Source organism: Pseudomonas sp. 21615526 (assembly GCF_013386245.1).
Classification (GTDB): Bacteria; Pseudomonadota; Gammaproteobacteria; order Pseudomonadales; family Pseudomonadaceae; genus Aquipseudomonas.
This window is the reverse complement of sequence record NZ_JACAOM010000072.1, coordinates 21732-44289: the sequence shown is the minus strand read 5'-3', so window position 1 is coordinate 44289 and position 22558 is coordinate 21732. Positions and strand designations below refer to the sequence as shown.

Annotated in this window: 26 protein-coding genes; 17 read left to right on the top strand and 9 right to left on the bottom strand. The window is 61.5% G+C overall.

Annotated elements, in window-relative coordinates; genetic code table 11:
- The first annotated feature begins 140 nt into the window (after positions 1–140).
- Positions 141–392, top strand: a complete 252-nt coding sequence (locus HX786_RS20690) for a DUF1654 domain-containing protein (protein ID WP_008438695.1) — start codon at positions 141–143, stop codon at positions 390–392.
- A 4-nt stretch (positions 393–396) separates the two neighbouring features.
- Positions 397–1086, top strand: coding sequence for an endonuclease (locus HX786_RS20685; protein ID WP_008438696.1), 690 nt, complete (start codon positions 397–399; stop codon positions 1084–1086).
- 43 nt (positions 1087–1129) lie between these two features.
- Here HX786_RS20685 and HX786_RS20680 read toward each other — a convergent pair whose 3' ends face one another.
- A complete protein-coding gene (locus tag HX786_RS20680; RefSeq protein ID WP_032899812.1) occupies positions 1130–1507 on the bottom strand; it encodes a hypothetical protein in 378 nt (125 codons plus the stop codon).
- Positions 1508–1770: 263 nt separating this feature from the next.
- On the opposite strand from HX786_RS20680, the gene csrA reads away from it, so the two are divergent.
- Entirely contained in the window at positions 1771–1965 is a 195-nt protein-coding gene (gene csrA / locus HX786_RS20675) for a carbon storage regulator CsrA (RefSeq protein WP_003192511.1), read from the top strand.
- Between the two features lie 120 nt (positions 1966–2085).
- On the opposite strand, the gene HX786_RS20670 is transcribed toward csrA, so the two are convergent.
- Positions 2086–2544, bottom strand: a complete 459-nt coding sequence (locus HX786_RS20670) for a DUF2214 family protein (RefSeq protein ID WP_003219974.1) — start codon at positions 2542–2544, stop codon at positions 2086–2088.
- A gap of 170 nt (positions 2545–2714) precedes the next feature.
- Between HX786_RS20670 and HX786_RS20665 the strand changes: the two genes are divergently transcribed.
- Positions 2715–2975, top strand: a complete 261-nt coding sequence (locus tag HX786_RS20665) for a hypothetical protein (RefSeq protein ID WP_003219977.1) — start codon at positions 2715–2717, stop codon at positions 2973–2975.
- A 159-nt stretch (positions 2976–3134) separates the two neighbouring features.
- A complete protein-coding gene (locus tag HX786_RS20660) occupies positions 3135–3449 on the top strand; it encodes a hypothetical protein (RefSeq protein WP_003219980.1) in 315 nt (104 codons plus the stop codon).
- 17 nt (positions 3450–3466) lie between these two features.
- Here the strand turns inward: HX786_RS20660 and HX786_RS20655 are convergent, their stop codons facing one another.
- Positions 3467–4141: an HAD-IA family hydrolase gene (locus HX786_RS20655; RefSeq protein WP_003219982.1), complete on the bottom strand. Its 675-nt coding sequence runs from the start codon at positions 4139–4141 to the stop codon at positions 3467–3469.
- Positions 4142–4384: 243 nt separating this feature from the next.
- Between HX786_RS20655 and HX786_RS20650 the strand changes: the two genes are divergently transcribed.
- The 5 genes from HX786_RS20650 to HX786_RS20630 all read left to right on the top strand — a co-directional run bounded on the left by HX786_RS20650 (position 4385) and on the right by HX786_RS20630 (position 8030).
- The gene (locus HX786_RS20650; protein WP_087693963.1) at positions 4385–4597 is read left to right on the top strand and encodes a phage infection protein; all 213 of its coding nucleotides are present in this window, start codon (positions 4385–4387) and stop codon (positions 4595–4597) included.
- A 161-nt stretch (positions 4598–4758) separates the two neighbouring features.
- Positions 4759–5529, top strand: a complete 771-nt coding sequence (locus HX786_RS20645; RefSeq protein ID WP_008438701.1) for an alpha/beta fold hydrolase — start codon at positions 4759–4761, stop codon at positions 5527–5529.
- 111 nt (positions 5530–5640) lie between these two features.
- A complete protein-coding gene (locus tag HX786_RS20640; RefSeq protein ID WP_003219985.1) occupies positions 5641–5898 on the top strand; it encodes a DUF2790 domain-containing protein in 258 nt (85 codons plus the stop codon).
- A gap of 51 nt (positions 5899–5949) precedes the next feature.
- Positions 5950–6621 (top strand): heavy metal response regulator transcription factor, encoded by a 672-nt coding sequence (locus HX786_RS20635; protein WP_003219986.1) that lies wholly within the window; start codon positions 5950–5952, stop codon positions 6619–6621.
- Positions 6618–8030 (top strand): heavy metal sensor histidine kinase, encoded by a 1413-nt coding sequence (locus tag HX786_RS20630; RefSeq protein ID WP_003219987.1) that lies wholly within the window; start codon positions 6618–6620, stop codon positions 8028–8030. The genes HX786_RS20635 and HX786_RS20630 overlap by 4 nt, the downstream gene beginning before the upstream one ends.
- On the opposite strand, the gene pcp is transcribed toward HX786_RS20630, so the two are convergent.
- From pcp to HX786_RS20610, 4 genes are all read right to left on the bottom strand, one after another.
- Positions 8023–8670: a pyroglutamyl-peptidase I gene (gene pcp / locus HX786_RS20625; RefSeq protein WP_008438704.1), complete on the bottom strand. Its 648-nt coding sequence runs from the start codon at positions 8668–8670 to the stop codon at positions 8023–8025. The genes HX786_RS20630 and pcp overlap by 8 nt on opposite strands.
- Positions 8671–8677: 7 nt before the next feature.
- A complete protein-coding gene (locus HX786_RS20620; protein ID WP_003219989.1) occupies positions 8678–9628 on the bottom strand; it encodes a DUF979 domain-containing protein in 951 nt (316 codons plus the stop codon).
- On the bottom strand, positions 9625–10338 hold the full coding sequence (locus tag HX786_RS20615) for a DUF969 domain-containing protein (RefSeq protein ID WP_003219990.1): 714 nt from the start codon (positions 10336–10338) through the stop codon (positions 9625–9627). The genes HX786_RS20620 and HX786_RS20615 overlap by 4 nt, the downstream gene beginning before the upstream one ends.
- 337 nt (positions 10339–10675) lie before the next feature.
- On the bottom strand, positions 10676–11101 hold the full coding sequence (locus tag HX786_RS20610) for a GNAT family N-acetyltransferase (RefSeq protein WP_177021776.1): 426 nt from the start codon (positions 11099–11101) through the stop codon (positions 10676–10678).
- A gap of 165 nt (positions 11102–11266) precedes the next feature.
- On the opposite strand from HX786_RS20610, the gene HX786_RS20605 reads away from it, so the two are divergent.
- Entirely contained in the window at positions 11267–12184 is a 918-nt protein-coding gene (locus HX786_RS20605) for an SGNH/GDSL hydrolase family protein (RefSeq protein WP_178912536.1), read from the top strand.
- 263 nt (positions 12185–12447) lie between these two features.
- Here the strand turns inward: HX786_RS20605 and HX786_RS20600 are convergent, their stop codons facing one another.
- Positions 12448–13224: an AraC family transcriptional regulator gene (locus HX786_RS20600; RefSeq protein ID WP_178912535.1), complete on the bottom strand. Its 777-nt coding sequence runs from the start codon at positions 13222–13224 to the stop codon at positions 12448–12450.
- 211 nt (positions 13225–13435) lie between these two features.
- Here HX786_RS20600 and HX786_RS20595 point away from each other — a divergent pair, with 211 nt between their 5' ends.
- From HX786_RS20595 to HX786_RS20570, 6 genes are all read left to right on the top strand, one after another.
- Entirely contained in the window at positions 13436–15052 is a 1617-nt protein-coding gene (locus tag HX786_RS20595) for an APC family permease (protein WP_178912534.1), read from the top strand.
- Between the two features lie 30 nt (positions 15053–15082).
- On the top strand, positions 15083–16009 hold the full coding sequence (locus tag HX786_RS20590; RefSeq protein ID WP_178912533.1) for a 4-hydroxyproline epimerase: 927 nt from the start codon (positions 15083–15085) through the stop codon (positions 16007–16009).
- Positions 16010–16047: 38 nt separating this feature from the next.
- Positions 16048–16995 carry a dihydrodipicolinate synthase family protein gene (locus HX786_RS20585; RefSeq protein ID WP_087693960.1) on the top strand — a complete coding sequence of 316 codons (948 nt, stop codon included), beginning with the start codon at positions 16048–16050 and terminating at the stop codon, positions 16993–16995.
- Between the two features lie 179 nt (positions 16996–17174).
- Positions 17175–18746: an aldehyde dehydrogenase (NADP(+)) gene (locus HX786_RS20580; protein ID WP_178912532.1), complete on the top strand. Its 1572-nt coding sequence runs from the start codon at positions 17175–17177 to the stop codon at positions 18744–18746.
- A gap of 3 nt (positions 18747–18749) precedes the next feature.
- Complete coding sequence (locus tag HX786_RS20575; protein ID WP_178902979.1) at positions 18750–20009, top strand: FAD-binding oxidoreductase; 1260 nt, start codon at positions 18750–18752, stop codon at positions 20007–20009.
- A 214-nt stretch (positions 20010–20223) separates the two neighbouring features.
- Complete coding sequence (locus HX786_RS20570) at positions 20224–21315, top strand: carboxylesterase (protein ID WP_250884727.1); 1092 nt, start codon at positions 20224–20226, stop codon at positions 21313–21315.
- Positions 21316–21338: 23 nt separating this feature from the next.
- Here HX786_RS20570 and gltS read toward each other — a convergent pair whose 3' ends face one another.
- Positions 21339–22550, bottom strand: a complete 1212-nt coding sequence (gene gltS / locus HX786_RS20565) for a sodium/glutamate symporter (protein ID WP_102368526.1) — start codon at positions 22548–22550, stop codon at positions 21339–21341.
- Positions 22551–22558: the final 8 nt, after the last annotated feature.

The window sequence follows — 22558 nt, the reverse complement described above, 5'->3', positions numbered from 1 at the left end:
AAAAAAACCTTTGAAAAACAAAGCGTTCCTACACCAAATCGGCAAAACCACTGTCAGAGGAACTTCTTGAATTTTAAGCAGTTGCGAAATTGCCCACAGTTAAATACTGTATGCACGTACAGCCTAATAAGGAATACTCCGTGGCAAAGCCTTCTTCCGCAGCACCCGCAGCGCCTGACGCCTATCAACGCCTGGCCGTTCGCGTGCAAAAAATCATCAATTCCACCAACGCCCAGAAGAACAAGGCGGCGTTGATCTTCCGTTTGCCGGAGGAACCGGAAGACGAGTGGGCACGACTACTGGAGGAGATCGCAGAAAACGACAACGTCACCCTCGCCTATCGCGATGACGGCGGCGTGCAGATTTTCTGGGTTGTGCCGAAGGAAGATTGAGTCAATGAGTGTCCGTTTTATCAGTCTGTTGTGTGTGTTTTTTGCTGTTACCGCTCAAGCCCAAGCCCCCAGGACGTTCAGCGAAGCCAAGAAAATCGCCTGGAAACTGTATGAACCGCAATCCACAGAGTTCTATTGCGGCTGCAAATACAACGGCAACCGGGTAGACCTGAAAGCCTGCGGCTATATCCCGCGCAAAAACGCCAACCGGGCGGCACGTATTGAATGGGAACACATTGTTCCGGCCTGGCAGATCGGCCATCAGCGCCAGTGCTGGCAGGATGGCGGGCGCAAGAACTGCACCCGCAAGGACGCGGTCTACAAGCGGGCCGAAGCCGACCTGCACAACCTGGTGCCGAGCATCGGCGAGGTGAATGGCGACCGAAACAATTTCAGTTTTGGCTGGCTGCCGGTACAAAGCGGCCAATATGGATCATGCCTGACCCAGGTGGACTTCAAGGCCAAGAAGGTCATGCCCCGCCCTTCCATTCGCGGCATGATCGCCCGAACGTATTTCTATATGAGTAAGCAGTATGGCCTGCGCCTGTCGAAACAGGATCGCCAGCTGTATGAAGCCTGGAACAAGACCTACCCGGTACAGCCCTGGGAACGCCAGCGCAATCAAACCGTGGCGTGCGTGATGGGGCGCGGCAATGAATTTGTCGGCCCGGTGAACTTGAAAGCCTGCGGCTGAACGAAAAAAGCGGGAGCGCCATGGCCTCCCGCTTGTCGACTCTTTACTGCGCAACCTTGTGTTCGATGACCTCGGACACCGTGTCATTCTTCTTCGCAGTGGCCAGTTTCTCGGTCAACTGCGCTTGTTTCGCCTCGGCCTCGGCCTTGGTGCTGAATGGGCCCAGCAGCACCTGGTCCTTACCGTCTTCCTTCGCCAGATAGAAACTGAAGCCGTGTTCCAGCAACCACGCGGTCAGGTCAGTCATCGCCTGCAGCTTGTGATCCGGCGGCCCCACCCATACATCCCATTCTTGAGAGGCGATCGCGCCGACCGCAGGTTGCGCCTGGGCGGGCGCCTCGGCAACGGCAGGCCTGGCCTTGGGGGCGTCGACACTTTTACCTTCACCGCAACCGGCCAATGCCAACACCGCAATTGCCATCGCTACTTTACGCACTACCCTGCTCCTTAGAGGATCAAAGAGGCGACTTTATCATTCACTGTCTATTCTGGCCGTCATAAACGTTGGCTTAAACAATGCGAATGATGTATCGCAGACCTGTATGATGGCGGCATGGGAATTAATGCCGCCTCTATGCGTCCTAAAAGAGGCAGCCACAGGGAAGCGCTTCGCAGTAAGCTACACACATCCGACATCTGCCCTGTCTGAAACATGTGTCCTTCAAAGCAATCAAGGAGAAGTCCATGCTGATACTCACCCGCAAAGTCGGTGAAAGCATAAACATCGGTGATGACATCACGATCACCATCCTGGGCGTTAGCGGCCAGCAAGTAAGAATCGGCATCAATGCTCCAAAGGACGTTGCCGTGCATCGCGAGGAGATCTACCAACGTATCCAGGCGGGCCTGACGGCTCCGGATAAAAACCAGACACCTTGAAGCGCCTCCAGTAGCCAGCCCTTTCGTTCACTGTAACGGCTGGCGAAAACCTCTTTCAGCCTGTTCGCGGCTTCCCGCGGCCAGCGCGCCCTATTCCCTTGTTCCAGCGTCAGGCCAGCGTCATCCCAGGCCGACACCGCGTGCCATGCCACTCGCTGCAATCATCATCAGCACCAGCAGTAACGCCTGCACATGGCTGATGCGCGCAAAAAGACCTGCCTTGTGCAAATCGAGGCGCGTGCCACGCGCCAACGCGATGCGCCATTTGATAAAGCGAATCATCGGCGCGAGCTCCAGTAACAAAATTAATACAAGCAGCGTCATCTTCACGTGAAACAACGGCTGGTGCAGGTAATAATCACTGCCCTTTTCGTAGCCGCCGAAGGCCCGCAGGCCACCGGTTACCAATAACACCAGGGCACTGATTCCCCAGATGTTGTCCGCGATCAATACGCGGCGCAGGGTGGATGGGTCACTATCAGATACACCGCGCAATGCCTTGCCACGCGCAAGCACGGCCGACAAAGCCATGGCGAATGCCAGTAAATGGACTGCTGCAAGAAACCACTGAACCAACATAAGGCGTACTCCCTTTTGTATGACACATGGCAGGAACACTTCTCAGTAATAGTCGCTGGCTGCGTTCAACGCATGAAACAGCCTGCAAACAAAGGGAACTTGTGGAGTTTTCCAGGGCCGAATCTCGTGACAAATCCCCTACAGTCTGCAGCGCGCCAAGGAGCACGTTGATGAGGCGTACCGTTAAACAGCCTTACTTATCCAAGTCTTGGTTGATTGTCACGCTGATCAGCGTGGCGTTTGTGGCGCTGGAGTATGGCCTCAAGTTCGAAATCGAAGGCTCCTCCGACAAAGCCTACTCATGGCTGGACCTGACGCTGTTCCTGAGCGCGTACTTGTTTTTCTTCTGCCTCAAGCCCATTCAGGTCGCCGTCCATCGCAGACTGTGCCGGCGCGCGCCTCACAGTGATCGCCGCAAAGCCTCATCCTGACGGCTTTGGGTTTCATCTTGAAGTTCGTTGCCCCAGCGCGGTGTATCCCGCAAGCGGGTTGAAACCGCCGCCGCAGTTGCTATCAGATCGCCGGTATTTACAGCTGCGCGACACAACCTATGCTTGGGCATGCACGGTCGGTGAAAGGTTGTAGCGCTGATGGACACACTGAGTAAAAGCGAAATCGAATCAGCACTGGCAGCGCGCCTGCCGAGCTACAAAATCGTCTGCACCCTGCATGCCGATGGCACGCTTTCCGCGATTCTCAGCGGCCCGGAAGCTGATCACTTTGCGGTGACCGGCATCGTCCGCGCACACCATCGAGGGCCGGAGGCGATTGCCAGGCTTGCCAGCGAAATCCTCAAGGAAATGGTCTTGTCCCGCCAGGGGCTCAAGGGCAACCGCCTGCAGACGCTGACTGGAAACAGCTCCAACGTTGAACCGCCCCTTTACGAAGAAGGCCGATCCGGGTAACCGGGTCGGCCTTTTTTTTACGCCAGGCGCTGTAGATGCAACAGCCCGGCTTCGTCCCGCTGAACCTGTAGACGCTCATACCCGTCAATCGACGGATGCGCGGTGACCATGGGCACAAGGTGGGTCGACGTCACCACCATCACATCGGCCCCCGCCGCCTCGCCGGCGCGAATCCCGACGCTGGCATCCTCAAACACCAGGCAGTCCTGTACCGGTACTCCCAGCCGTTGCGCACCGAGCACATAACAGGCCGGATCCGGCTTGCCGCTGGCGACATCCTCCGCGGTGACCAGCACCGCCGGCGGGTTGATCCCGGCCGCCTGCATACGGCGCAGAGCCAGTGCCTTGGGGGCAGACGTAACCAGCGCCCATTGATCGCCGGGCAATGCGTTGAGGAATTCCACCGCGCCCGCAATCGCCACCACCCCTTCCACATCCTCAAGTTCAGCCTCGGTAATCCACTGCGCCTCAGCCTGCGCGTCCACACCGGGCAACGCCTGGCGGGTGATGGTATCGATGGCCCGGGCACCATGGATGGTCTTCAGAAAAGCCTCGACATCCAGCCCATGGCGTTCAGCCCAGGTGGCCCATACGCGCTCGGCGGCGGCAATGGAGTTCAGGAGTGTGCCATCCATATCGAACAGAAAGGCGCGGTAACGGTGGGCGAATACAGCTGAATCGCGGGTGGACACTGCTCGGCTTCCTCTTGCTTTCGTCACCCGGTCTTGGGTGCTGACGAACCACTTGCCTGGTGCAATCTACGGATCGGCCCAAACGCTGTAAACCTTCCCGTGGTTTGTATCGGACTGTATGGGAACCCCGCCTGGATACGCGAACCCGCATTTCGCCACGCCTGGGCACACATGGCAGATACACCCCGGCGATTAACTACGACCACCAGCCAATCCGGCTGACTCACGCGTAGGAGCCTCATCATGTTCAATCTCTCGAAAGCTTCGTCCCTGGTACTCGGCCTGACTGTCATCGCGAGCCTCGGGCTGTCATCCATGGCGTCGGCCGACACCCACGCTGGCGCGGTCAAAGACCAGTCATCCCACCTGCTCGCCGAGGGCGGCGCAGATCGCCTGCACGAACGCGGCCTGGCGGAAGGCGGCGCTGAACGCCTGCAAGCAGCCCGTACTGTCTGATGGGTCACCGTCCAACCAGGGCAGCCTTCCGGCTGCCCATTGCATTACAAACTTGTCATCAAGCTGTCAGTGTTGCCCGCACCCTCACTTCATACAGTGAAGTCGTCAGTCACCCACAGCGGGTGACCCAACTTCCCACTGAAAATGAAGCGAGCCCGCCCATGAAACCTGCAAGCAAACTCTGCCTGATCGCCGCCAGCCTGTTGATGCTGGGGACCGGCGCCGCCGTGGCCGGCCCGATTGCACCGGTGAAAGCCAATAACGTAGTGCTGGTACACGGCTCCTGGGCCGACGGTTCCAGCTGGTCCGAAGTGATTACCCGCCTGCAGGCCGCCGGCTTGCATGTAACCGCCGTGCAAAACCCGCTGACCTCGGTGGCGGATGACGTCGCTGCCACCAATCGCGTACTCGATCAACAGGACGGTCCTACCGTGCTGGTCGGCCATTCCTACGCCGGCACCGTGGTCAGCGACGCCGGGGCCAACCCCAAGGTCAGCTCCCTGGTATACGTCGCCGCCCGCGCTCCGGACGCCAACGAAGACTTCGTCGCCCTGTCCGCCAAGTACCCAAGCACTCCCGTGCGGGCCGGTGTGGTGGAGCACGACGGTTACCTGACCCTGAACCAGGACGCCTTCCTCAAGTACTTTGCCGCCGACGTACCCCACGCCAAGGCCATGGAGCTGTACGCCGTGCAACAACCGATCGCCAAGACCCTGTTCAGCGGTCGCACCGTCAACGCCGCGTGGCACACCAAGCCGTCCTGGTATGCGGTGTCCAGCAATGACCAGACCATCAACCCGGACCTGGAACGCTTTCTCGCCAAGCGCATGAACGCCACCACCATCGAGGTGCCATCGAGCCACTTGTCCCTGGTTTCCCACGCCAAGGAAATCACCGACCTGATCCTCGAAGCGTCCGGCCGCCAGCCTTAAGCCCTTCATTACGATCTTGTCATCATCCTGTTGGCTGGCTGTTTGTGTCGCCTGGTTACTGTGAACTCACTGCCGGATACCGGCAGCCAACCTTTAAAGAGAGATACCGCCATGAAACTGTTTATCCTCGGCTTTGCTGCCCTCCTCGCCACCGGCTCGGCCTTTGCCGATACCACCGCCACCACCTCGGTGATCCATGACACCCCCGGCTTCTTCATGCACATGGACGTGGCCAAAGTACTGTCGAGCACCGATACCTACGGCCAGTGCGGCATTGTCCCTGCGCGCCTCGACTACCTCGACAGCCAGGGCCGCGAACACGTGCTGGACTATCAAGTACAGGGCATCGGCTGCCCCAATGACAATTGATCGGGCTACACTTGCGCCACGCAAGAACTGCACATCACCAGGGCGAATCCCATGAATATCCTCGTAGTCGAAGACGAGCCCAAGGCGGGCAACTACCTGCTTAACGGCCTGCAGGAACTGGGTTACTCCGTGAGCCTTGCCCGCGATGGCGTGGACGGTTTGCACCAGGCCCTGGAAACCCCGTTCGACGTGATCGTGCTGGACGTGATGATGCCGAAGATGGACGGCTGGGAAGTGCTGCGTCGCCTGCGCAAGGAAGCCGACACGCCGGTGCTGTTCCTGACCGCCCGGGACGATATTGCCGACCGCATCAAGGGCCTGGAACTGGGCGCCGACGATTACCTGATCAAGCCGTTTTCCTTCGCCGAACTGGTGGCGCGCCTGCGCACCCTGACCCGGCGCGGGCCAAGCCGTGAAGAAGAACACTTGCAGATCGCCGACCTGCAGATCGACGTGCTCAAGCGCCGCGTCAGCCGTGGCGGCGTGCGCATCACCCTGACCAACAAGGAGTTCGCCTTGTTGCACTTGTTCGCCACCCATCAGGACCAGGTACTCTCGCGCTCGCTGATTGCCTCAAGGGTGTGGGACATGAACTTCGACAGCGACACCAATGTGGTCGACGTGGCCGTGCGCCGCCTGCGCCTGAAAATCGACGACCCGTTCCAGCTCAAGCTGATCCATAGCGTGCGCGGCATCGGCTATCGCTTCGATACGCAACCATGAGCAAGCCCCGGCATTACTCCCTGACGCTGCGCCTGGCGCTGATCTTCGCCCTGCTGGCGTTCGCCCTGCTGGCGACCCTCGGCGTGGCGCTGTACCGCGACCTTGAGCGCGAACTGATCCACCGCGACGACGCTGCGCTGATCTACCGCGTCGACCAACTGCGCAACCTGCTGAACGACAGCAACACCCTGGACCTGATCAAGACCAAGCCCGAACTGTTCCAGAACATGCTCGGCAACCGCGAATCGGTGCTGAGCATCGCCGCACCCGGGCAGAAACCGCTGCTGGAAGTGAACCCCGGCAACATCGACATGCCCGACGTTGCACCGGTGCCCCGGGACCACGCCCTGGAATTCGCCGACGTGCAGCATTTACCCGGCGTCAATGGCGTCCCCTTCTCCACCCTCGCCGCGACCATCGATTCAGGCGACCTGGGCAGCCTGCAAGTCACTACCGGGCGGTTGATGACCGAGCGCACCGCAGTGCTCGCCAGCTACCGGCTGAGTGTCTATATCCTCGCCAGCATCGCGGCATTGGTACTGGCGGTGGTCGGTTACCTGATGGTGCATCGCGGCCTGCTGCCATTGCGGCGCCTGGCCGTGCATGCCCAGGGCATCGGCGTCGGCAACCTCGCCGCGCGCCTCGACAGCCACGGCGCCCCCAAAGAACTGCTGCCGATGATTGATTCGTTCAACACCATGCTCGAACGCCTGGCCAAGGGTTTTGTGCAACTGGGCCAGGTCTCCACCGACATGGCCCACGAACTGCGCACGCCGATCAATAACTTGCTCGGGGAAACCCAGGTGGCGCTGCAGCAACACCGTAGCATCGAAGCCTACCAGCAACTGCTGGCCTCCAACGTCGAAGAACTCGAACGCCTGGCGCGCATGCTCGACAACATGCTGTTCCTAGCCCGCACCGACCCGGCCAGTGCGCTGCGCCAGCGCCAGGAACTGGACGCGGCCGACGAAGTGGAACGCATGGCCGACTACTTCGAAGGCCTGGCGGGCGATGTCGACATCAGCATCCTCGCCCAGGGCGCCGGTGTGATCTGGGCCGAGCCGATGCTGCTGCGCCGTGCCCTGGCCAACCTGTGCGCCAACGCCATCAAATATGGTGCGCCCGCCTCTGAACTGCTGATCCAGGCCACACCCTGCGCCGAAGGCATCAACCTGACAGTGACCAACCACGGCGCGACCATCCCGGCGGAGCACTTGCCCAGGTTGTTCGAGCGGTTTTATCGCGTGGATGAATCACGGGAGCGTTCGGCGCATTCCAATGGATTGGGGCTGTCGATTGTCGCGACCATCATGCAGTTGCATAACGGCCGATACAGCGTGAGCAGCGAGAACGGTGTGACCTGCTTCGCGTTGTTTTTCCCGGGACGCGAAGCCGAAAACCTCAGCTGACTTGCCCACCCGTTTCAGTGATATCCACCAGGGTATTCCAGGCCGTCAGCAGCGCAATCCGCAAGCCCTCGACCTGCATCGGCAACGCCATCGAGGCCGGCTCGGGTATTCGGCCCACCACCTGCTCGGGCAGCCACGGCACATGGATGAAACCGCTGCGTACCCCTGACCCGGCGAGCGCGTGCTGCAACAGATAGAACACCTGGTTGCATACGAAAGTGCCAGCGGTTTGCGACACGCTGGCCCCAATGCCGGCCTCGCGCACGGCCCTCACCATGGCCTTGCTCGGCAAGGTGCCGAAGTAGGCCGCAGGGCCGCCGGGCAGCACTTCCGTGTCGACAGGTTGCTCACCCAGGTTGTCCGGGATCCGCGCGTCGTTGAGGTTGATCGCGACCCGCTCGATGGAAATATCACTGCGCCCGGGGCCCAGCCCGACAGCAATGACCATCTGCGGGCGGTGTTCGGCCAACAGCTGAGCCAGGCGCTCGCCCGCCGTGGCAAAGGCACAGGGTAACTGCCGCGCGACAATCCGCACATCAGCGCCCAGCTGCACACCCTCCAACAGGCGTACCGCCTCCCAGGACGGGTTGACAAGGTCTTGGTCAAACGGTTCGAAACCCGTCAGCAATACAGTGCGCATTACAGCCTCACATCAGCAGGTAGAGCAGGACAATATTGACCACCAGCATCATCAACGCGGTCGGCATCTGTGCCTTGATGACCGCGTTTTTATCCGGCAGCTCCAGCAACGCTGCCGGGACAATATTAAAGTTGGCCGCCATGGGTGTCATCAGCGTACCGCAGTAACCGGAGAACATGCCGATGGCAGCCATCACCGCCGGGTTGCCGCCGTAGATGCCTACCAGCACCGGTACGCCAACGCCGCCGGTCATCACCGGGAAGGCGGCAAAGCCATTGCCCATGATCACGGTAAACAGTGCCATGCCCAACACATACACCATCACCGCTACCAGCTTGTAATCCAGGTTGATATAGGTGGTGGTGATGTGCGCCACCGCTGTGCCCACGCCCGCTTCGTTGAACAACAGCCCGAGCATCGCCAGCATCTGCGGCAGCACCATCGCCCAGCCCAGTGCTTCGGTGAGGCGCCGGGATTCGCGAAGGGCTTGCACCGGGGTGTCCCGCGTCAGCCAGCAGGCCAGTGCCAGTGCAATCAGGCAGCCGATACCCAGGGAAACAAAGGTGGTGTTCTTCGGGTCCAGCAGCGGCACGCCGCCGATCTCGGTGTGTTTGAGCAATACCGAGCCGATCACTGTGGTCAACGGAATGGCCAATGCCGGGATAAACAATTTATGCCCCAGGCGACCAGCGCTGGCCCGTGCGGCCTTGTCATGCAACTGGGCATGCGCGCCGCGGCCTACGCCGCCCAGGCCCGCGATGAGTGCCATCACCACCACGCCCACGCCGACCACCACCGAGGGCAGGCGCTCCCCCACCAGGAACGGAATGGCAAACAGCAGCCAGAACAACGAACTCGACCAGCGCTTGGGGTGGGTGCGATCCATCAGGATCATCCCGGCGGTGATCACCAGCAGAACGCCGGCCAGCCAGTACAGGTATTGAATGGAAATGATCATTGCGCCGCCTCCGCTGTGTTGGCCGGTAACAGCTCTCGGGTCAGCATTCGGTCAAAGCGGTGCAAGCGAATGGCGTGAATGATGAAGGCGCAGATCGCCGTCGGGATGCCCCAGACCGCAATGTGCAGAGGCTCGACATCAATCCCCGAACCCAGCAGGAAGGTGTGCATCAACGCAATCGCACCAAAGGCGACGAAGATATCCTCGCCAAAAAACAGCCCGACGTTGTCGGTCGCGGCACACATGGCCAGGACCTTGTGGCGAAGCTTGTCGGGGAGTTTGCCATAGCGTTTTTCCGCCGCACCTTCCGCCATCGGCGCCAGCAACGGGCGCACCATCTGCGGGTGCCCGCCCAGGCTCGTCAGGCCCATGGCCGCTGTGGATTCACGCACAAAGAGATAGATGATCAGCAAGCGCCCAACCGTGGCCCGCTCAAAGCGCGCGATCCAGTTTTGCGCATGCAGGCGCAAGCCATGGCGCTCCAGCAAGCCGATGACAGCCAGGGGCAACAACAGGATCAATTGCAAGGCGCGAGTCTGGAGAAAGCCGTCGCCCATGGTGGCGAGGATCTTTTCCAGTGGAAAGTGGGCGGCAAACCCGGTGGCAATCGCTGCCGCCGTGACGACCAGCAGCGGATTGAAGCGCAACACAAAGCCGACCACGATGACGAGTACGCCAATCAGCGGCCATAGGTTCACAACAGTTTGCATGGTGGTGAGGTCCTTAAGTGCGCGCTGCGGCGCCAGTAAAGCAGGTAGTGAACAAAGGGTTCACTGCAAGAAAACGGCGTGCAGCCCGGCTCGATTTTTTATTGTTGACCTGGAAGGTCGAGCGTCAGTGGCCGCATCTTTGCTGCTTGGGGAGGGAGGTGTCCAACAAGAAAAATTGTTGCTGCAATCCAATAAAGTTTGTGGGTGTTTGAAGCGTTAGAGGGCATTTGTCGGCCCGTTTGAAGAGAAGGCCCAGGCGCAGAACGTGCTCAGGTACTTGAAGTCCGATAAAGGGCTGGACGGCTTGGTCACGTGGCGGTCGGTGACCCGCTAGCCCTCAGCCCAGGTGCTTCTGGAAAAAGTGGCGCGTGTGTCCTGGCGGGTACTCGGCAATATGCCCGAACTCGCTGAAACCCAGCTTCCGGTAGAACCCGGGCGCCTGGAAGCTGAAGGTGTCCAGCCAGATCCCCGCACACCCTTTCTCCCGTGCCAGCTCCTCAGCCGCGCGCATCAGCCGCGAGCCCATGCCTTGAGTGCGCATTGACTCAGGCACGCTCAACAGCTCAATGAACATCCAGCCATAGGAAATTTTCCCGTACAGGCCGCCCACCACTTCCTGGCTGGCGGGATCACGCAGTAACAGCCCGAACGTTTCGAACGGGTTCTCGCCGCATTGGCTGATGTTGTATGCCCTCAGCGGCTGAAGGATGGCCTGGCGCTCTTGCTCCGTAACTTCAAAAGACAACTCTATCGCTGATGCCATCTCAATCTTCCTGATGTGAATGCCCAATTCTGCGGACACTACCAGCGATAGCCACCTGTCGCATACAGGACAGTCTTTGCGCCCTCAGCTACACACAGGTCGCAACCGCCCGCGGGCATGCACTTCACCGCCAGTACTCTTGGAGCACCACCCGGGAGATTTCCAATGACTCTACGCGCTTGCTTGGCCGCTCTATTGGTACTGACCGCCTCCACCGCCTTTGGCGCTCCCCGCTACGATCACCTCTATGCGTTCGGCGATAGCTACTCCGATAACGGTGCGGGTGAACGCTTCACCAAGACCCTGGCCACTCTGAAGGTCAAGGATGCCCAGGAACTGCCCGGCTCGTTGTACTGGAAGGGCCACTGGAGCAATGGCCCGACTGCCGTCGAGAACCTGGCCCACGCCTTGAAAACACCCTTGACCGACTACGCAGTGGGCGGCGCCAAGAGTGGCAATGGCAACTACTACGCCTGGATGGAGCCCGCCCGCGACACCGGCGTTTCAGGCCAGATCGCTGACTACCTGAAGTCCGCCAAGGCACACAAAGCCGACCCGAAGGCGCTATTTTTCATTTTCATCTCGGCCAACGACTTTTTTGAATGGGCCGACTTCTCGCACCCCGAGTCGGTTGCCGTACTCAGCCAGAACAGCGTGGCAAATATTCAGAAAGCCACCGAGACACTGATTACAGCGGGCGCAAAACACGTGATGATAGTGGGCACCACGGATTTGAGTCATGTGCCAGCCGTGGTGGTGCAGGGCAATCAAGTCGAGAACGCGAAAAACTACCAGCAGGTACTGGAACAAAAACTGCCGGTTGTGCTGAGCACATTGGCTAAGGCGCATCAGGTCAGCATCAGCTACTTCGACCACGTGGCGTTCAGCGACAAGCTGCGCGCAGCTCCCCAGGTGGCGGGGTTGAAAGACCTGGATACGCCCTGCCAACACACCTATCCGGACGTGAAGCCGGTGTGTGAAAACCCGGATGCGCATTACTACTGGGATGAATGGCATCCGACGCGCAAGGTGCATGCGCTGGCAGCACAGGCGATGCTTGAAACGTTGAAGGCCGGCCAGTGATTACCCAGGTGACGCCGTCCTACTGAGTCAAGGCGAACACCCACCGATAACCGCTTCTCTTCTGAACGAATCGGGAGAGCCCCCGGTGCTTTTGTCGGTGACATCCACCACGCAGCCACTCACCGGCACGGACTGGACGACTTGATAAGTCGCACCAACGGCAGGGATAAAACTGACCAGGTTTGCGCAACTGCGAAGAGCGTTGGCGCCCTCCTTGTTGGCGCCACCGCTGCTCATGACATTCACGTAGATCCAATTAGACATCACCGCACACTGGTCGCCTGCCGATACTGGCGCGGCGTAAACCCGGTCAACGCCTTGAACTGCCGGGTAAACGCACTGTGGTCGGTATACCCGCACTGCAACGCCACCTCAGTGATCGGCAGCTCGGTATGCAGCAGCCGGTGCGCATGTTCCAGGCGTACCTTCTGGATCATCTGGCGCGGTGTCAGGTGGAACACGCGCTTGCAGTAGCGCTCCAGTTGCGCCACGGAAATCCCGGCGATCCGCGTCAGTTCACCCAACGTGACCCGCCGATTGAAATGCGCCCGGATGTGCTCGTCCACCGCCGCCAGCCGTTGATAGGCCGGGTGGGTTTCGCTGGCGGTTTGCAGGTCGACCGAGATGCCCGCCAGGCCGATGATTGCACCGTCGCGGCTGTGCAGCGGCCATTTGTGGGTCAGGCACCAACCCGGCTCGCGGGTACCGTAGAGGTGCAGTTCCAACTGGTCTTCGAGGACAAATCCCTGCTCCAGCACCCGCCGATCCTGCTCGGTATAGCCGGGCCCCAACTGCGCGGGAAATACCTCGGCGCTGGTTTTTCCCAACAGCGGTTGCAAGTCCTTCAAGCCGCACCGCTGCACCAGGGTGCGGTTGGCCAATACGTAGCGCGCCTGCACGTCCTTGATAAAGATCGCGGCATTGGGAATCACGTCCAGCATCGGCAACAGCAACCCCACGCCGGCCAGTAATTCTTCGATGGTCTGTGGACGATTCGACTCGCTCCCTTGGCATAGGGTCGCGAACGCGCTCTGCATCATGACGCTCTCTCCTGCATTTTGCGGACAGGCCAGGCGCCCGGCGGGCGGTGCCTGGCGAGCAGATTGCCGCATGGCGGTAGCCCTGTCGAGCACTCGCAATTGTGCTGATTTCGTCATCGCAGCCTGCGCAAAACATCAATCGCGGCGCCGTTGATGGGTTCACTGTATGGCCACTGCATGCCTATCCAATAACCCACAAGAAGGCGCCGCCATGTCAGCCCAAGGCAAGTTCAAGAAACAGCTTTCATTGATCGACCTCACCTTTATCGGACTGGGAGCGATCTTCGGTTCGGGCTGGCTGTTCGCGGCCAGTCACGTCTCCGCCATCGCCGGACCGGCGGGGATTTTTTCCTGGTTGCTGGGCGGCTTCGCCGTGTTGCTGCTGGGCATTGTGTATTGCGAACTGGGGGCGGCATTGCCCCGCGCCGGCGGCGTGGTGCGCTACCCGGTCTATTCCCACGGCCCGCTGCTGGGCTACCTGATGGGCTTTATCACGCTGATCGCGTTTTCAAGCCTGGTGGCAATTGAAGTGGTCGCCTCGCGCCAATACGCCGCGGCGTGGTTTCCCGAGTTGACGCAGGCGGGTTCCAGCAACCCCACCGTCCTCGGCTGGTTCGTGCAGTTTGCGCTGCTCTCGCTGTTTTTCGCCCTCAACTACCGCAGCGTGAAGACCTTCGCCATGGCCAATAACCTGGTCAGCGTGTTCAAGTTCATCGTGCCGCTGCTGGTGATCGGCGTGCTGTTCACCTTTTTCAAGCCGGAGAATTTCCACGCCCAGGGCTTCGCGCCGTTCGGCCTGTCGGGGGTTGAAATGGCCGTGTCTGCCGGCGGGGTGATTTTCGCCTACCTGGGTCTGACGCCGATCATCTCGGTGGCCAGCGAAGTGAAGAACCCGCAACGCACCATTCCAATTGCACTGATCCTGTCGGTGCTGCTCTCCACTGCAATCTACGTGCTGTTGCAGACCGCTTTCCTCGGCGGCATTCCCACCGAAATGCTCGCCAACGGCTGGGCCGGCGTCGCCAAGGAACTGGCCCTGCCGTACCGCGACATCGCGCTCGCCCTGGGTGTGGGCTGGCTGGCGTACCTGGTAGTCGCCGACGCCGTAATCTCCCCCAGCGGCTGCGGCAATATCTACATGAACGCCACGCCACGGGTGATCTACGGCTGGGCGCAAACCGGAACCTTCTTCAAGATCTTCACCCGCATCGATGAAAAGTCCGGCATCCCGCGCCCGGCGCTGTGGCTGACCTTTGGCCTGTCGGTGTTCTGGACCCTGCCCTTCCCGTCGTGGGAAGCGCTGATCAACGTGGTGTCCGCCGCGCTGGTCTTGAGCTACGCCGTGGCGCCGGTATCCGTGGCCGCCCTGCGCCGCAATGCACCTGACCTGCCGCGCCCGTTCCGGGTCAAGTGGATGGGCTTGCTCGGCCCGCTGTCGTTCATCATCGCCGCGCTGATCGTCTACTGGTCCGGCTGGAGCACCGTGTCGTGGCTGCTCGGCCTGCAAATCCTGATGTTCGTGGTGTACCTGCTGTGCGGGCGCTTTGTGCCGACCCTGCACCTGAGCCTGGGCCGCCAGGTTCGCTCCTCCGCCTGGCTGATCGGCTTCTACGCCGTGACCATCATCCTGTCGAAGCTCGGCAGCTTCGGTGGCCTGGGCATCCTCGGCCATCCCTTCGACACCGTGGTCGTCGCCGCTTGCGCGCTGGGGATTTATTACTGGGGCGCGGCCACCGGCGTGCCGGCGCACCTGGTTCGCCTGGAAACCGAAGACGACGAAAGCGAAGCCCCTGAGCCCGACATCGGCCGAGTGCAGCTTGCTTCCTGAGCCTCAGCCAACCACTGGATGGATTGTTCTATGAAACGAGTGCACATCATTGATTCCCACACTGGCGGCGAACCCACCCGCCTGGTGATGACGGGGTTCCCGCCGCTGGCCGGCGAGACCATGGTCGACAAGCTCGACGACCTGCGCACCCGGCATGACCAATGGCGCAGGGCGTGCCTGCTGGAGCCCCGTGGCAACGATGTACTGGTGGGCGCGCTGTATTGCGCGCCGGTCTCGGCCGATGCCACCTGCGGCGTGATTTTCTTCAATAACGCCGGCTACCTCGGCATGTGCGGCCACGGCACCATCGGCCTGGTTGCCTCGCTGCATCACCTGGGGCAGATCGCGCCGGGGGTGCACAAGATCGACACGCCGGTCGGCCCGGTCAGCGCCACGTTGCACGCCAACGGCGCGGTCACTTTGCGCAATGTGCCCGCCTATCGCTATCGCCAGCATGTCTCGGTGCAAGTGCCTGGACATGGCTTGGTCTACGGCGATATCGCCTGGGGCGGCAATTGGTTCTTCCTGGTTTCCGATCATGGCCAAGCGCTGGAAATGAACAACGTCGAAGCACTGACCGACTACACCTGGACAATGCTCAAGGCCCTCGAAGCCCAGGGCATCCACGGCGAAGACGGTGCCCTGATCGACCATATCGAACTGTTCGCCGACGACCCCCAGGCCGACAGCCGCAACTTTGTCATGTGCCCAGGCAAGGCCTACGACCGCTCGCCCTGCGGCACCGGCACCAGCGCCAAGCTCGCATGCCTGGCGGCCGACGGGAAACTCGCCGCCGGTGAGCCGTGGATACAAGCCAGCATCACCGGCAGCCAATTCGAAGGCAGCTATGAATGGGAGGGCGAACGTGTGCGCCCTTCCATCACCGGCCGCGCCTACATGACCGCCGACAGCACCTTGCTGATCGACGAACAGGACCCCTTCGCGTGGGGCATCTGAACCACCCCCGCCCCTTCAATCAAACTGGAGCTGAAACAATGAATACCACTATCTTCACCGGTTGCATCCCTGCATTGATGACGCCGTGCACCGCCCAGCGCAAACCGGACTTTGACGCACTGGTCGCCAAGGGCCGCGAACTGATCGATATCGGCATGAGCGCGGTGGTGTACTGCGGCTCCATGGGCGACTGGCCGTTGCTGACCGAGGCCGAGCGCCAGGAAGGCGTGGCGCGCCTGGTGGCCGCCGGTGTGCCGACCATCGTCGGCACCGGCGCGGTCAACAGCCGTGAAGCCGTGGCCCATGCAGCGCATGCGGCGAAGGTCGGCGCCCATGGTTTGATGGTCATCCCGCGGGTGCTGTCCCGTGGCGCATCGGCGACGGCGCAAAAGGATCACTTTGCAGCCATCCTCAAGGCGGCGCCAAACCTGCCGGCGGTGATCTACAACAGCCCTTACTACGGCTTCGCCACCCGCGCCGACCTGTTCTTCGAACTGCGTCGCGAGTACCCGAACCTGATCGGCTTCAAGGAATTCGGCGGTGCTGCAGACCTGCGCTACGCGGCCGAACACATCACCTCCAAGGACGATGACGTGACCTTGATGGTCGGCGTGGATACCCAAGTGGTGCACGGCTTCGTCAACTGCAACGCCACCGGCGCAATCACCGGCATCGGCAATGCACTGCCACGGGAAGTCCTGCAACTGGTGGCCTTGAGCAAGAAAGCCGCCAAGGGCGACGCCACTGCACGTCGCCAGGCGCGGGAGTTGGAGTCGGCGCTGGCGGTGCTGTCGTCCTTCGACGAAGGCTGCGACCTGGTGCTGTTCTACAAACATCTGATGGTGCTCAACGGCGACAAGGAATACACCCTGCACTTCAACGAGACCGATGCCCTCAGCGATGCCCAGCGTCGTTATGCAGAGAACCAGTACGCGCTGTTCCGCCAGTGGTACGCCAACTGGTCGGCCGAGCAGAACGTCGCTTAACACTATTCAAGGCAGCAAAAATCAAATGTGGGAGCTGTCGAGCTCCGGCGAGGCTGCGATGGGATCACTGCGGTGTACCTGCCAGACCGCAGCGCCTGCATCGCAGCCTCGCTGGGGCTCGACAGCTCCCACAGTGGATTCTCTTCGCCAAGCCAATCTTTACTTTCCAGGACTACGCCATGACTCTGACGGGCACCATGCTGATTGGTCAGCACTCCATTCCAGGCAGCCGCGAGGCCATCCGGGCGATCAATCCTGCCACCAACCTTGCGTTGGAACCCGCCTACGCCGGCGGCACCGCCGAACATGTCGAACACGCCTGTGCGTTGGCCTGGAGCGCCTTCGATAGCTATCGCGAAACGCCGTTGGCGGCTCGCGCCGAATTCCTTGAAACCATCGCCAACGAAATCGAAGCCCTGGGCGATGAACTGATTGAACGGGCGATGGCCGAGACCGGCCTGCCCCGCCCACGCATCCAGGGCGAACGCGGGCGCACCTGCCAGCAATTGCGCACCTTTGCCCGCACCGTGCGCGCGGGTGAATGGCTGGATGTGCGGGTGGATACTGCACAACCGGACCGCCAGCCGCTGCCTCGCTCGGACCTGCGTCAACGCCACGTACCGCTGGGGCCGGTGGCCGTGTTCGGCGCGAGCAATTTTCCGTTGGCATTCTCGGTGGCGGGCGGTGATACCGCGTCGGCACTGGCGGCCGGTTGCCCGGTGATCGTGAAGGCACACGGCGCGCATCCTGGCACCAGCGAACTGGTGGGCCGCGCGGTGGCCAGGGCCGTTCAGCAATGTGGCCTGCCTGAGGGTGTGTTTTCGCTGTTGTATGGCTCGGGCCGCGAGGTCGGTATCGCGCTGGTGTGCGATCCGCGCATCAAGGCCGTGGGTTTCACCGGTTCGCGCAGCGGCGGTATTGCCTTGTGCCAGGCGGCCCAGGCGCGCCCCGAGCCGATCCCGGTGTATGCAGAGATGAGCTCGATCAATCCGGTCTACCTGTTTCCCGCTGCGTTGAGCGCACGCGGTGAAGCATTGGCACAAGGTTTTGTCGCGTCCCTGACCCAGGGTGCCGGCCAGTTCTGCACCAACCCCGGGCTGGTGATTGCCGCTGCAGGGCAAGCGCTGGACCACTTCGTCGGCACGGCTGCCAACCTGCTTCGATACAGCACTGCCCAGACCATGCTGACACCGGGGATCTTCAAGGCTTACGAAGACGGCGTCAGCGCCCTGACCCGGCATGCTCAGCTCGCAGGTACCGGTCTGCCGGCAGAAGGGCCGAACCAGGGACAGGCCCATTTGTTCGTGACCCAGGCCCGGGACTTTCTCGCCAATCACAGCCTGCAAGCCGAGATATTCGGCGCCGCGTCATTGATCGTGCAATGTGCCAACGTCGATGAGGTCCGCCGGGTCAGCGAACACCTGGAGGGCCAACTGACCGCCACACTGCATCTGGATGACGACGACCTGGCAACTGCCCGCGCGCTGCTGCCGACCCTGGAACGCAAGGCCGGTCGCCTGCTGGTCAACGGCTGGCCGACCGGCGTTGAAGTGTGTGATGCGATGGTGCACGGAGGACCATTCCCGGCCACCTCGGACTCACGCACCACCTCGGTGGGCACCGCCGCGATCCTGCGATTCCTGCGGCCGGTGTGCTACCAGGATTTCCCGGATAGCTTGCTGCCGACGGCCCTGCAACACGGCAACCCATTGCTGCTGCGGCGCTTGCTCGACGGTCAGAGGGAAGCCTAGAACATGTCCGATAACGTCATGCCAGACGTCGCCGTAGTGGGCGCCGGCATCATCGGCGTCGCCTGCGCGCTGCAACTGGCGCGCCAGGGCCGGCGGGTGGTCATCATCGATCAGCAGGAACCCGGCCACGGCGCCTCGTTCGGCAATGCCGGCCACCTGGCGACCGAGCAAGTGTTCCCCATCGCGGATGCGTCGATCCTGACGCGTTTGCCCGCCATGCTCATGGACCCGATGGGCCCGCTGCGCCTGGACTGGAAATACCTGCCGCGTGCACTGCCGTGGTTTACCCGGCTGCTGCTGAACCTGCGCCCGGCGCCCTTCCAGCGCACCGTCGCCGGGATCCGCGCGCTCAATGAAGGCAGCCTGGGCGCCTGGCACCGGCTGCTGGGCAGCATCGAGCGCCCGCACCTGATGCGCGAAGACGGCTCGTTGCTGGTCTTCGAGCGCGCCGAGTCGCGACAGGCCATTGATGCATTGCAGGCACGCATGAGTCAGCAGGAAGTGCCGGTGGACCACTGGCACGCCAGCGGGGTGCAGGACGCGGCGCCACAACTCAGCAAAGGGATTCAGGGCGGGTTGTTCTTTCCTCGCACCGGGCATTTTCTCGATCCCTATGGGGTGGTTTGCGAGCTGATGGAAGCGGCCAAAGCCAGCGGGGTGCAATTTCTCAAGCGCCAGGTCGTGGGCGGGAAGCTGGACGAGCACGGTGTTTCATTGCGGACCGACCAAGGCACCGTGGCCGCGCGCCAGGTGTTGATCGCATGCGGTGCGCACTCAGCCAGCCTGACCGGCGCACTGACTGGCAAAAAGGTCCCGCTGGATACAGAGCGCGGCTATCACCTGATGTTGCCCCATGAGCATGGACGGTTGCCGTTTGCGGTCACGTCATTGGAGCGCAAGTTCATCATGACGCCCATGGACGGCGGATTGCGGCTGGCAGGTACCGTGGAGTTCGCCGGCCTTGATCGCCCACCGAACATGGAACGCGCGTGGCAGTTGCATCGGCTGAGCCAGGGGCTGTTTCGTCGTGACTTGAGTGCCGAGGACGCGACGCCGTGGATGGGGTTTCGCCCTTCCCTGCCGGACTCGCTGCCGATTATCGACAAGGTGTGCAAGGGCAAGGTGCTGCTTGCCTTTGGGCATCAGCATCTGGGCCTGACGCAGGCTGCGGTGACGGCGGAGTTGATTGCACGGCTGGCATCGCCTGCGGCCGCGTCCAACGGGCTGCCGGCGCTTGAGCCCTACCGGCTGGATCGTTTCTGAGATCATCGGAAACGTCTTGCTACTGTTTCGCACTTTCGGCGATACAAGGCAGGTCATTATCGTGCATGACCTTACGGTTACGCTCCGTTGAGAACCTGCCTTGAACAACCACACCTGTATGCAGCCCCGTCCATCGATGCGCAGAACGCTCCGAAGCGTTGCTTGCGGCATGCTCGCCCTATTGCTCTGCACGACAGCCCTGGCAGAACCGGGCATGCCGCTTGGCCAGAAGTCATTCGAAGCGTATCGCGCCGCTACCTTGCAATGGCTGCGGGACCATCGTGACTTCCAGGGCACCGACAAGGATGCCGAACTCAACTGGAACGCCCCGCAGGAATGGCGCCCGGCGGGTGCCCCCAAGCGCGGGATCATTCTCGTGCATGGCCTGGGTGACTCACCCTGGTCTTTCCACGATATCGGCAGCGCACTGGCCGCCCGCGGCTTTCTGGTCAGGACCGTGCTGCTGCCCGGCCACGGCACGCAACCGGCCGACATGCTGCAGGTACGCATGGAAGACTGGCGCCGGGTGGTGGACGAACAGGCTGCGATCCTTCGCGCAGAGGTAGGAGAAATCTACCTCGGCGGCTTTTCCACCGGCGCCAACCTGGTACTCGACTACGCCTACAAACACGACGACGTCGCGGGGCTGCTGCTGTTCTCTCCCGCGTTCCAGTCCAGCATGACCTACGACTGGCTGACACCCCTGATCAGTTGGGCGCGCCCCTGGCTGCTGGCGCCAGACGCCAGCCGGCCACAACAGAGCCTGGTGCGCTACATGACAGTGCCCACCAACGGTTTTGCCCAGTTCTACCGCAGCAGCCGGCTAGCCCGCCAGGACCTGGAGCGGCGCCCCTATGACAAGCCGGTGTTCATTGCCGTCGCAGCCCACGACTCAGTACTCGATACGCACTACGTGCTGGAGACCTTCCAGCAACGCTTCAGCAACCCCCATAGCCGCCTCGCCTGGTACGGCACATTGCCAGAGAGCGCCTGGGATACCCGCCGTGTAAAAGCGCGTACCGACTACCTGCCGGAGTTGCGGATCAGCCAGTTCTCCCACATGGGGTTGCTGTTCTCACCCGACAACGCTCTGTATGGCGAACAGGGCAGCCTGCGATTTTGCTGGAACGGCCAGACGGACGACGCAACCCGCGCCTGCGAACAGGGGGCCGACGTGTGGTATTCGGACTGGGGCTACCGTGAGCCGGGCAAGATGCACGCGCGGTTGACGTTCAATCCGTATTTCACCTGGCAGCTTGGGGTGATTGACGAGGTCCTGGGCAAGCAGGACCTGGCGAGTCATTAAACGGCAAATCCGGTAAACCGCGTTTATCCCGCGACGCCCAGGAACGGCAGCGCCAGGTACAACTTGATCACGATCGCATTGGTGATATCGATGAAAAAGGCGCCCACCATCGGCACCACCAGAAATGCAATCTGCGATGGCCCGAAACGCTGGGTCACCGCCTGCATGTTCGCAATGGCAGTTGGCGTGGCACCGAGCCCGAAACCGCAGTGCCCCGCAGCCAGGACCGCCGCGTCATAGTTGCTCCCCATCACCCGGAACGTCACGAAAATCGCAAACAGCGCCATCATCAACGCCTGCGCAGCCAGCAGGATGAAAATCGGCAGGGCCAGCGCGGCGAGGTCCCAGAGCTTGAGCGACATCAATGCAATCGCCAGGAACAACGACAGGCTGACATTCCCTAGCACCGAGACTTCGCGCTCGAATACCTGGTGCCAGCCCAGCGCCGACAGGCCATTACGCAACACCACACCGACAAACAAGACACACACAAACGTCGGCAGCTCAAAGGCCGTGCCCTGGATAAAACCGCTGAGGAATGTGCCCACTTGCAGGCTGATGGCGAGCAGCGCCAGGGTCTCGATAAACGAGAAGGAGGTGATCATGCGCTCTTGATTCGGCTGCTCGAACCCTTTTGGCCCTAGCGGTTGTACCGGCGCCAGGGCGGGCGTCTGGACGCGCTTGATCAGCAGGCGAGCGACCGGGCCGCCAATCAGGCCGCCGAGCACCAGGCCAAAGGTCGCGGAAGCAATGGCCAGTTCGGACGCCGACGCCACGCCATACTTCTCGCTGAACACCGCGCCCCAGGCCGCGCCGGTCCCGTGCCCACCCGACAGCGTAATGGAGCCCGCCAACAACCCCATCAATGGATCGAGCCCCAGCGCCTTGGCCAGCGCAATCCCCATCGCGTTCTGGACCACCAGGAGCGCCGTCACCACCAGCAGGAAAATCCCCAGCACCCGCCCGCCTTTCTTCAGGCTGGCGAAATCCGCATTCAAACCAATGGTGGCAAAGAAAGCCAACATCAGTGGCGTCTGCAGCGACGAATCAAACCGGACCTCAATGCCAGCGAGCATACGCAGGACCAGGAGCAGCACCGCCACCACTAAACCGCCGGCCACCGGCTCCGGAATATTGTAAGTGCGCAGGAAACCGACTCGAGCGACCAGCCCGCGCCCAAGTAAAAGCACCAGGGAGGCGGCGACCAGCGTTGAATAGAAGTCGAGTTGAAGCATGGGGCAGC

Bases quoted from the DNA above. Each gene is read 5' to 3' on its own strand.
- HX786_RS20665 (WP_003219977.1), top strand. From the start codon at position 2,715: ATGAGGCGTACCGTTAAACAGCCTTACTTATCCAAGTCTTGGTTGATT.
- HX786_RS20610 (WP_177021776.1), bottom strand. From the start codon at position 11,101: ATGGCATCAGCGATAGAGTTGTCTTTTGAAGTTACGGAGCAAGAGCGC.
- HX786_RS20590 (WP_178912533.1), top strand. From the start codon at position 15,083: ATGAAACGAGTGCACATCATTGATTCCCACACTGGCGGCGAACCCACC.
- HX786_RS20575 (WP_178902979.1), top strand. From the start codon at position 18,750: ATGTCCGATAACGTCATGCCAGACGTCGCCGTAGTGGGCGCCGGCATC.
- HX786_RS20640 (WP_003219985.1), top strand. From the start codon at position 5,641: ATGAAACTGTTTATCCTCGGCTTTGCTGCCCTCCTCGCCACCGGCTCG.
- HX786_RS20680 (WP_032899812.1), bottom strand. From the start codon at position 1,507: ATGGCAATTGCGGTGTTGGCATTGGCCGGTTGCGGTGAAGGTAAAAGT.
- csrA (WP_003192511.1), top strand. From the start codon at position 1,771: ATGCTGATACTCACCCGCAAAGTCGGTGAAAGCATAAACATCGGTGAT.
- HX786_RS20630 (WP_003219987.1), top strand. From the start codon at position 6,618: ATGAGCAAGCCCCGGCATTACTCCCTGACGCTGCGCCTGGCGCTGATC.
- HX786_RS20660 (WP_003219980.1), top strand. From the start codon at position 3,135: ATGGACACACTGAGTAAAAGCGAAATCGAATCAGCACTGGCAGCGCGC.
- HX786_RS20645 (WP_008438701.1), top strand. From the start codon at position 4,759: ATGAAACCTGCAAGCAAACTCTGCCTGATCGCCGCCAGCCTGTTGATG.
- pcp (WP_008438704.1), bottom strand. From the start codon at position 8,670: ATGCGCACTGTATTGCTGACGGGTTTCGAACCGTTTGACCAAGACCTT.
- HX786_RS20570 (WP_250884727.1), top strand. From the start codon at position 20,224: ATGCCGCTTGGCCAGAAGTCATTCGAAGCGTATCGCGCCGCTACCTTG.
- HX786_RS20615 (WP_003219990.1), bottom strand. From the start codon at position 10,338: ATGCAAACTGTTGTGAACCTATGGCCGCTGATTGGCGTACTCGTCATC.
- gltS (WP_102368526.1), bottom strand. From the start codon at position 22,550: ATGCTTCAACTCGACTTCTATTCAACGCTGGTCGCCGCCTCCCTGGTG.
- HX786_RS20605 (WP_178912536.1), top strand. From the start codon at position 11,267: ATGACTCTACGCGCTTGCTTGGCCGCTCTATTGGTACTGACCGCCTCC.
- HX786_RS20585 (WP_087693960.1), top strand. From the start codon at position 16,048: ATGAATACCACTATCTTCACCGGTTGCATCCCTGCATTGATGACGCCG.
- HX786_RS20620 (WP_003219989.1), bottom strand. From the start codon at position 9,628: ATGATCATTTCCATTCAATACCTGTACTGGCTGGCCGGCGTTCTGCTG.
- HX786_RS20600 (WP_178912535.1), bottom strand. From the start codon at position 13,224: ATGATGCAGAGCGCGTTCGCGACCCTATGCCAAGGGAGCGAGTCGAAT.
- HX786_RS20635 (WP_003219986.1), top strand. From the start codon at position 5,950: ATGAATATCCTCGTAGTCGAAGACGAGCCCAAGGCGGGCAACTACCTG.
- HX786_RS20670 (WP_003219974.1), bottom strand. From the start codon at position 2,544: ATGTTGGTTCAGTGGTTTCTTGCAGCAGTCCATTTACTGGCATTCGCC.
- HX786_RS20595 (WP_178912534.1), top strand. From the start codon at position 13,436: ATGTCAGCCCAAGGCAAGTTCAAGAAACAGCTTTCATTGATCGACCTC.
- HX786_RS20580 (WP_178912532.1), top strand. From the start codon at position 17,175: ATGACTCTGACGGGCACCATGCTGATTGGTCAGCACTCCATTCCAGGC.
- HX786_RS20650 (WP_087693963.1), top strand. From the start codon at position 4,385: ATGTTCAATCTCTCGAAAGCTTCGTCCCTGGTACTCGGCCTGACTGTC.
- HX786_RS20685 (WP_008438696.1), top strand. From the start codon at position 397: ATGAGTGTCCGTTTTATCAGTCTGTTGTGTGTGTTTTTTGCTGTTACC.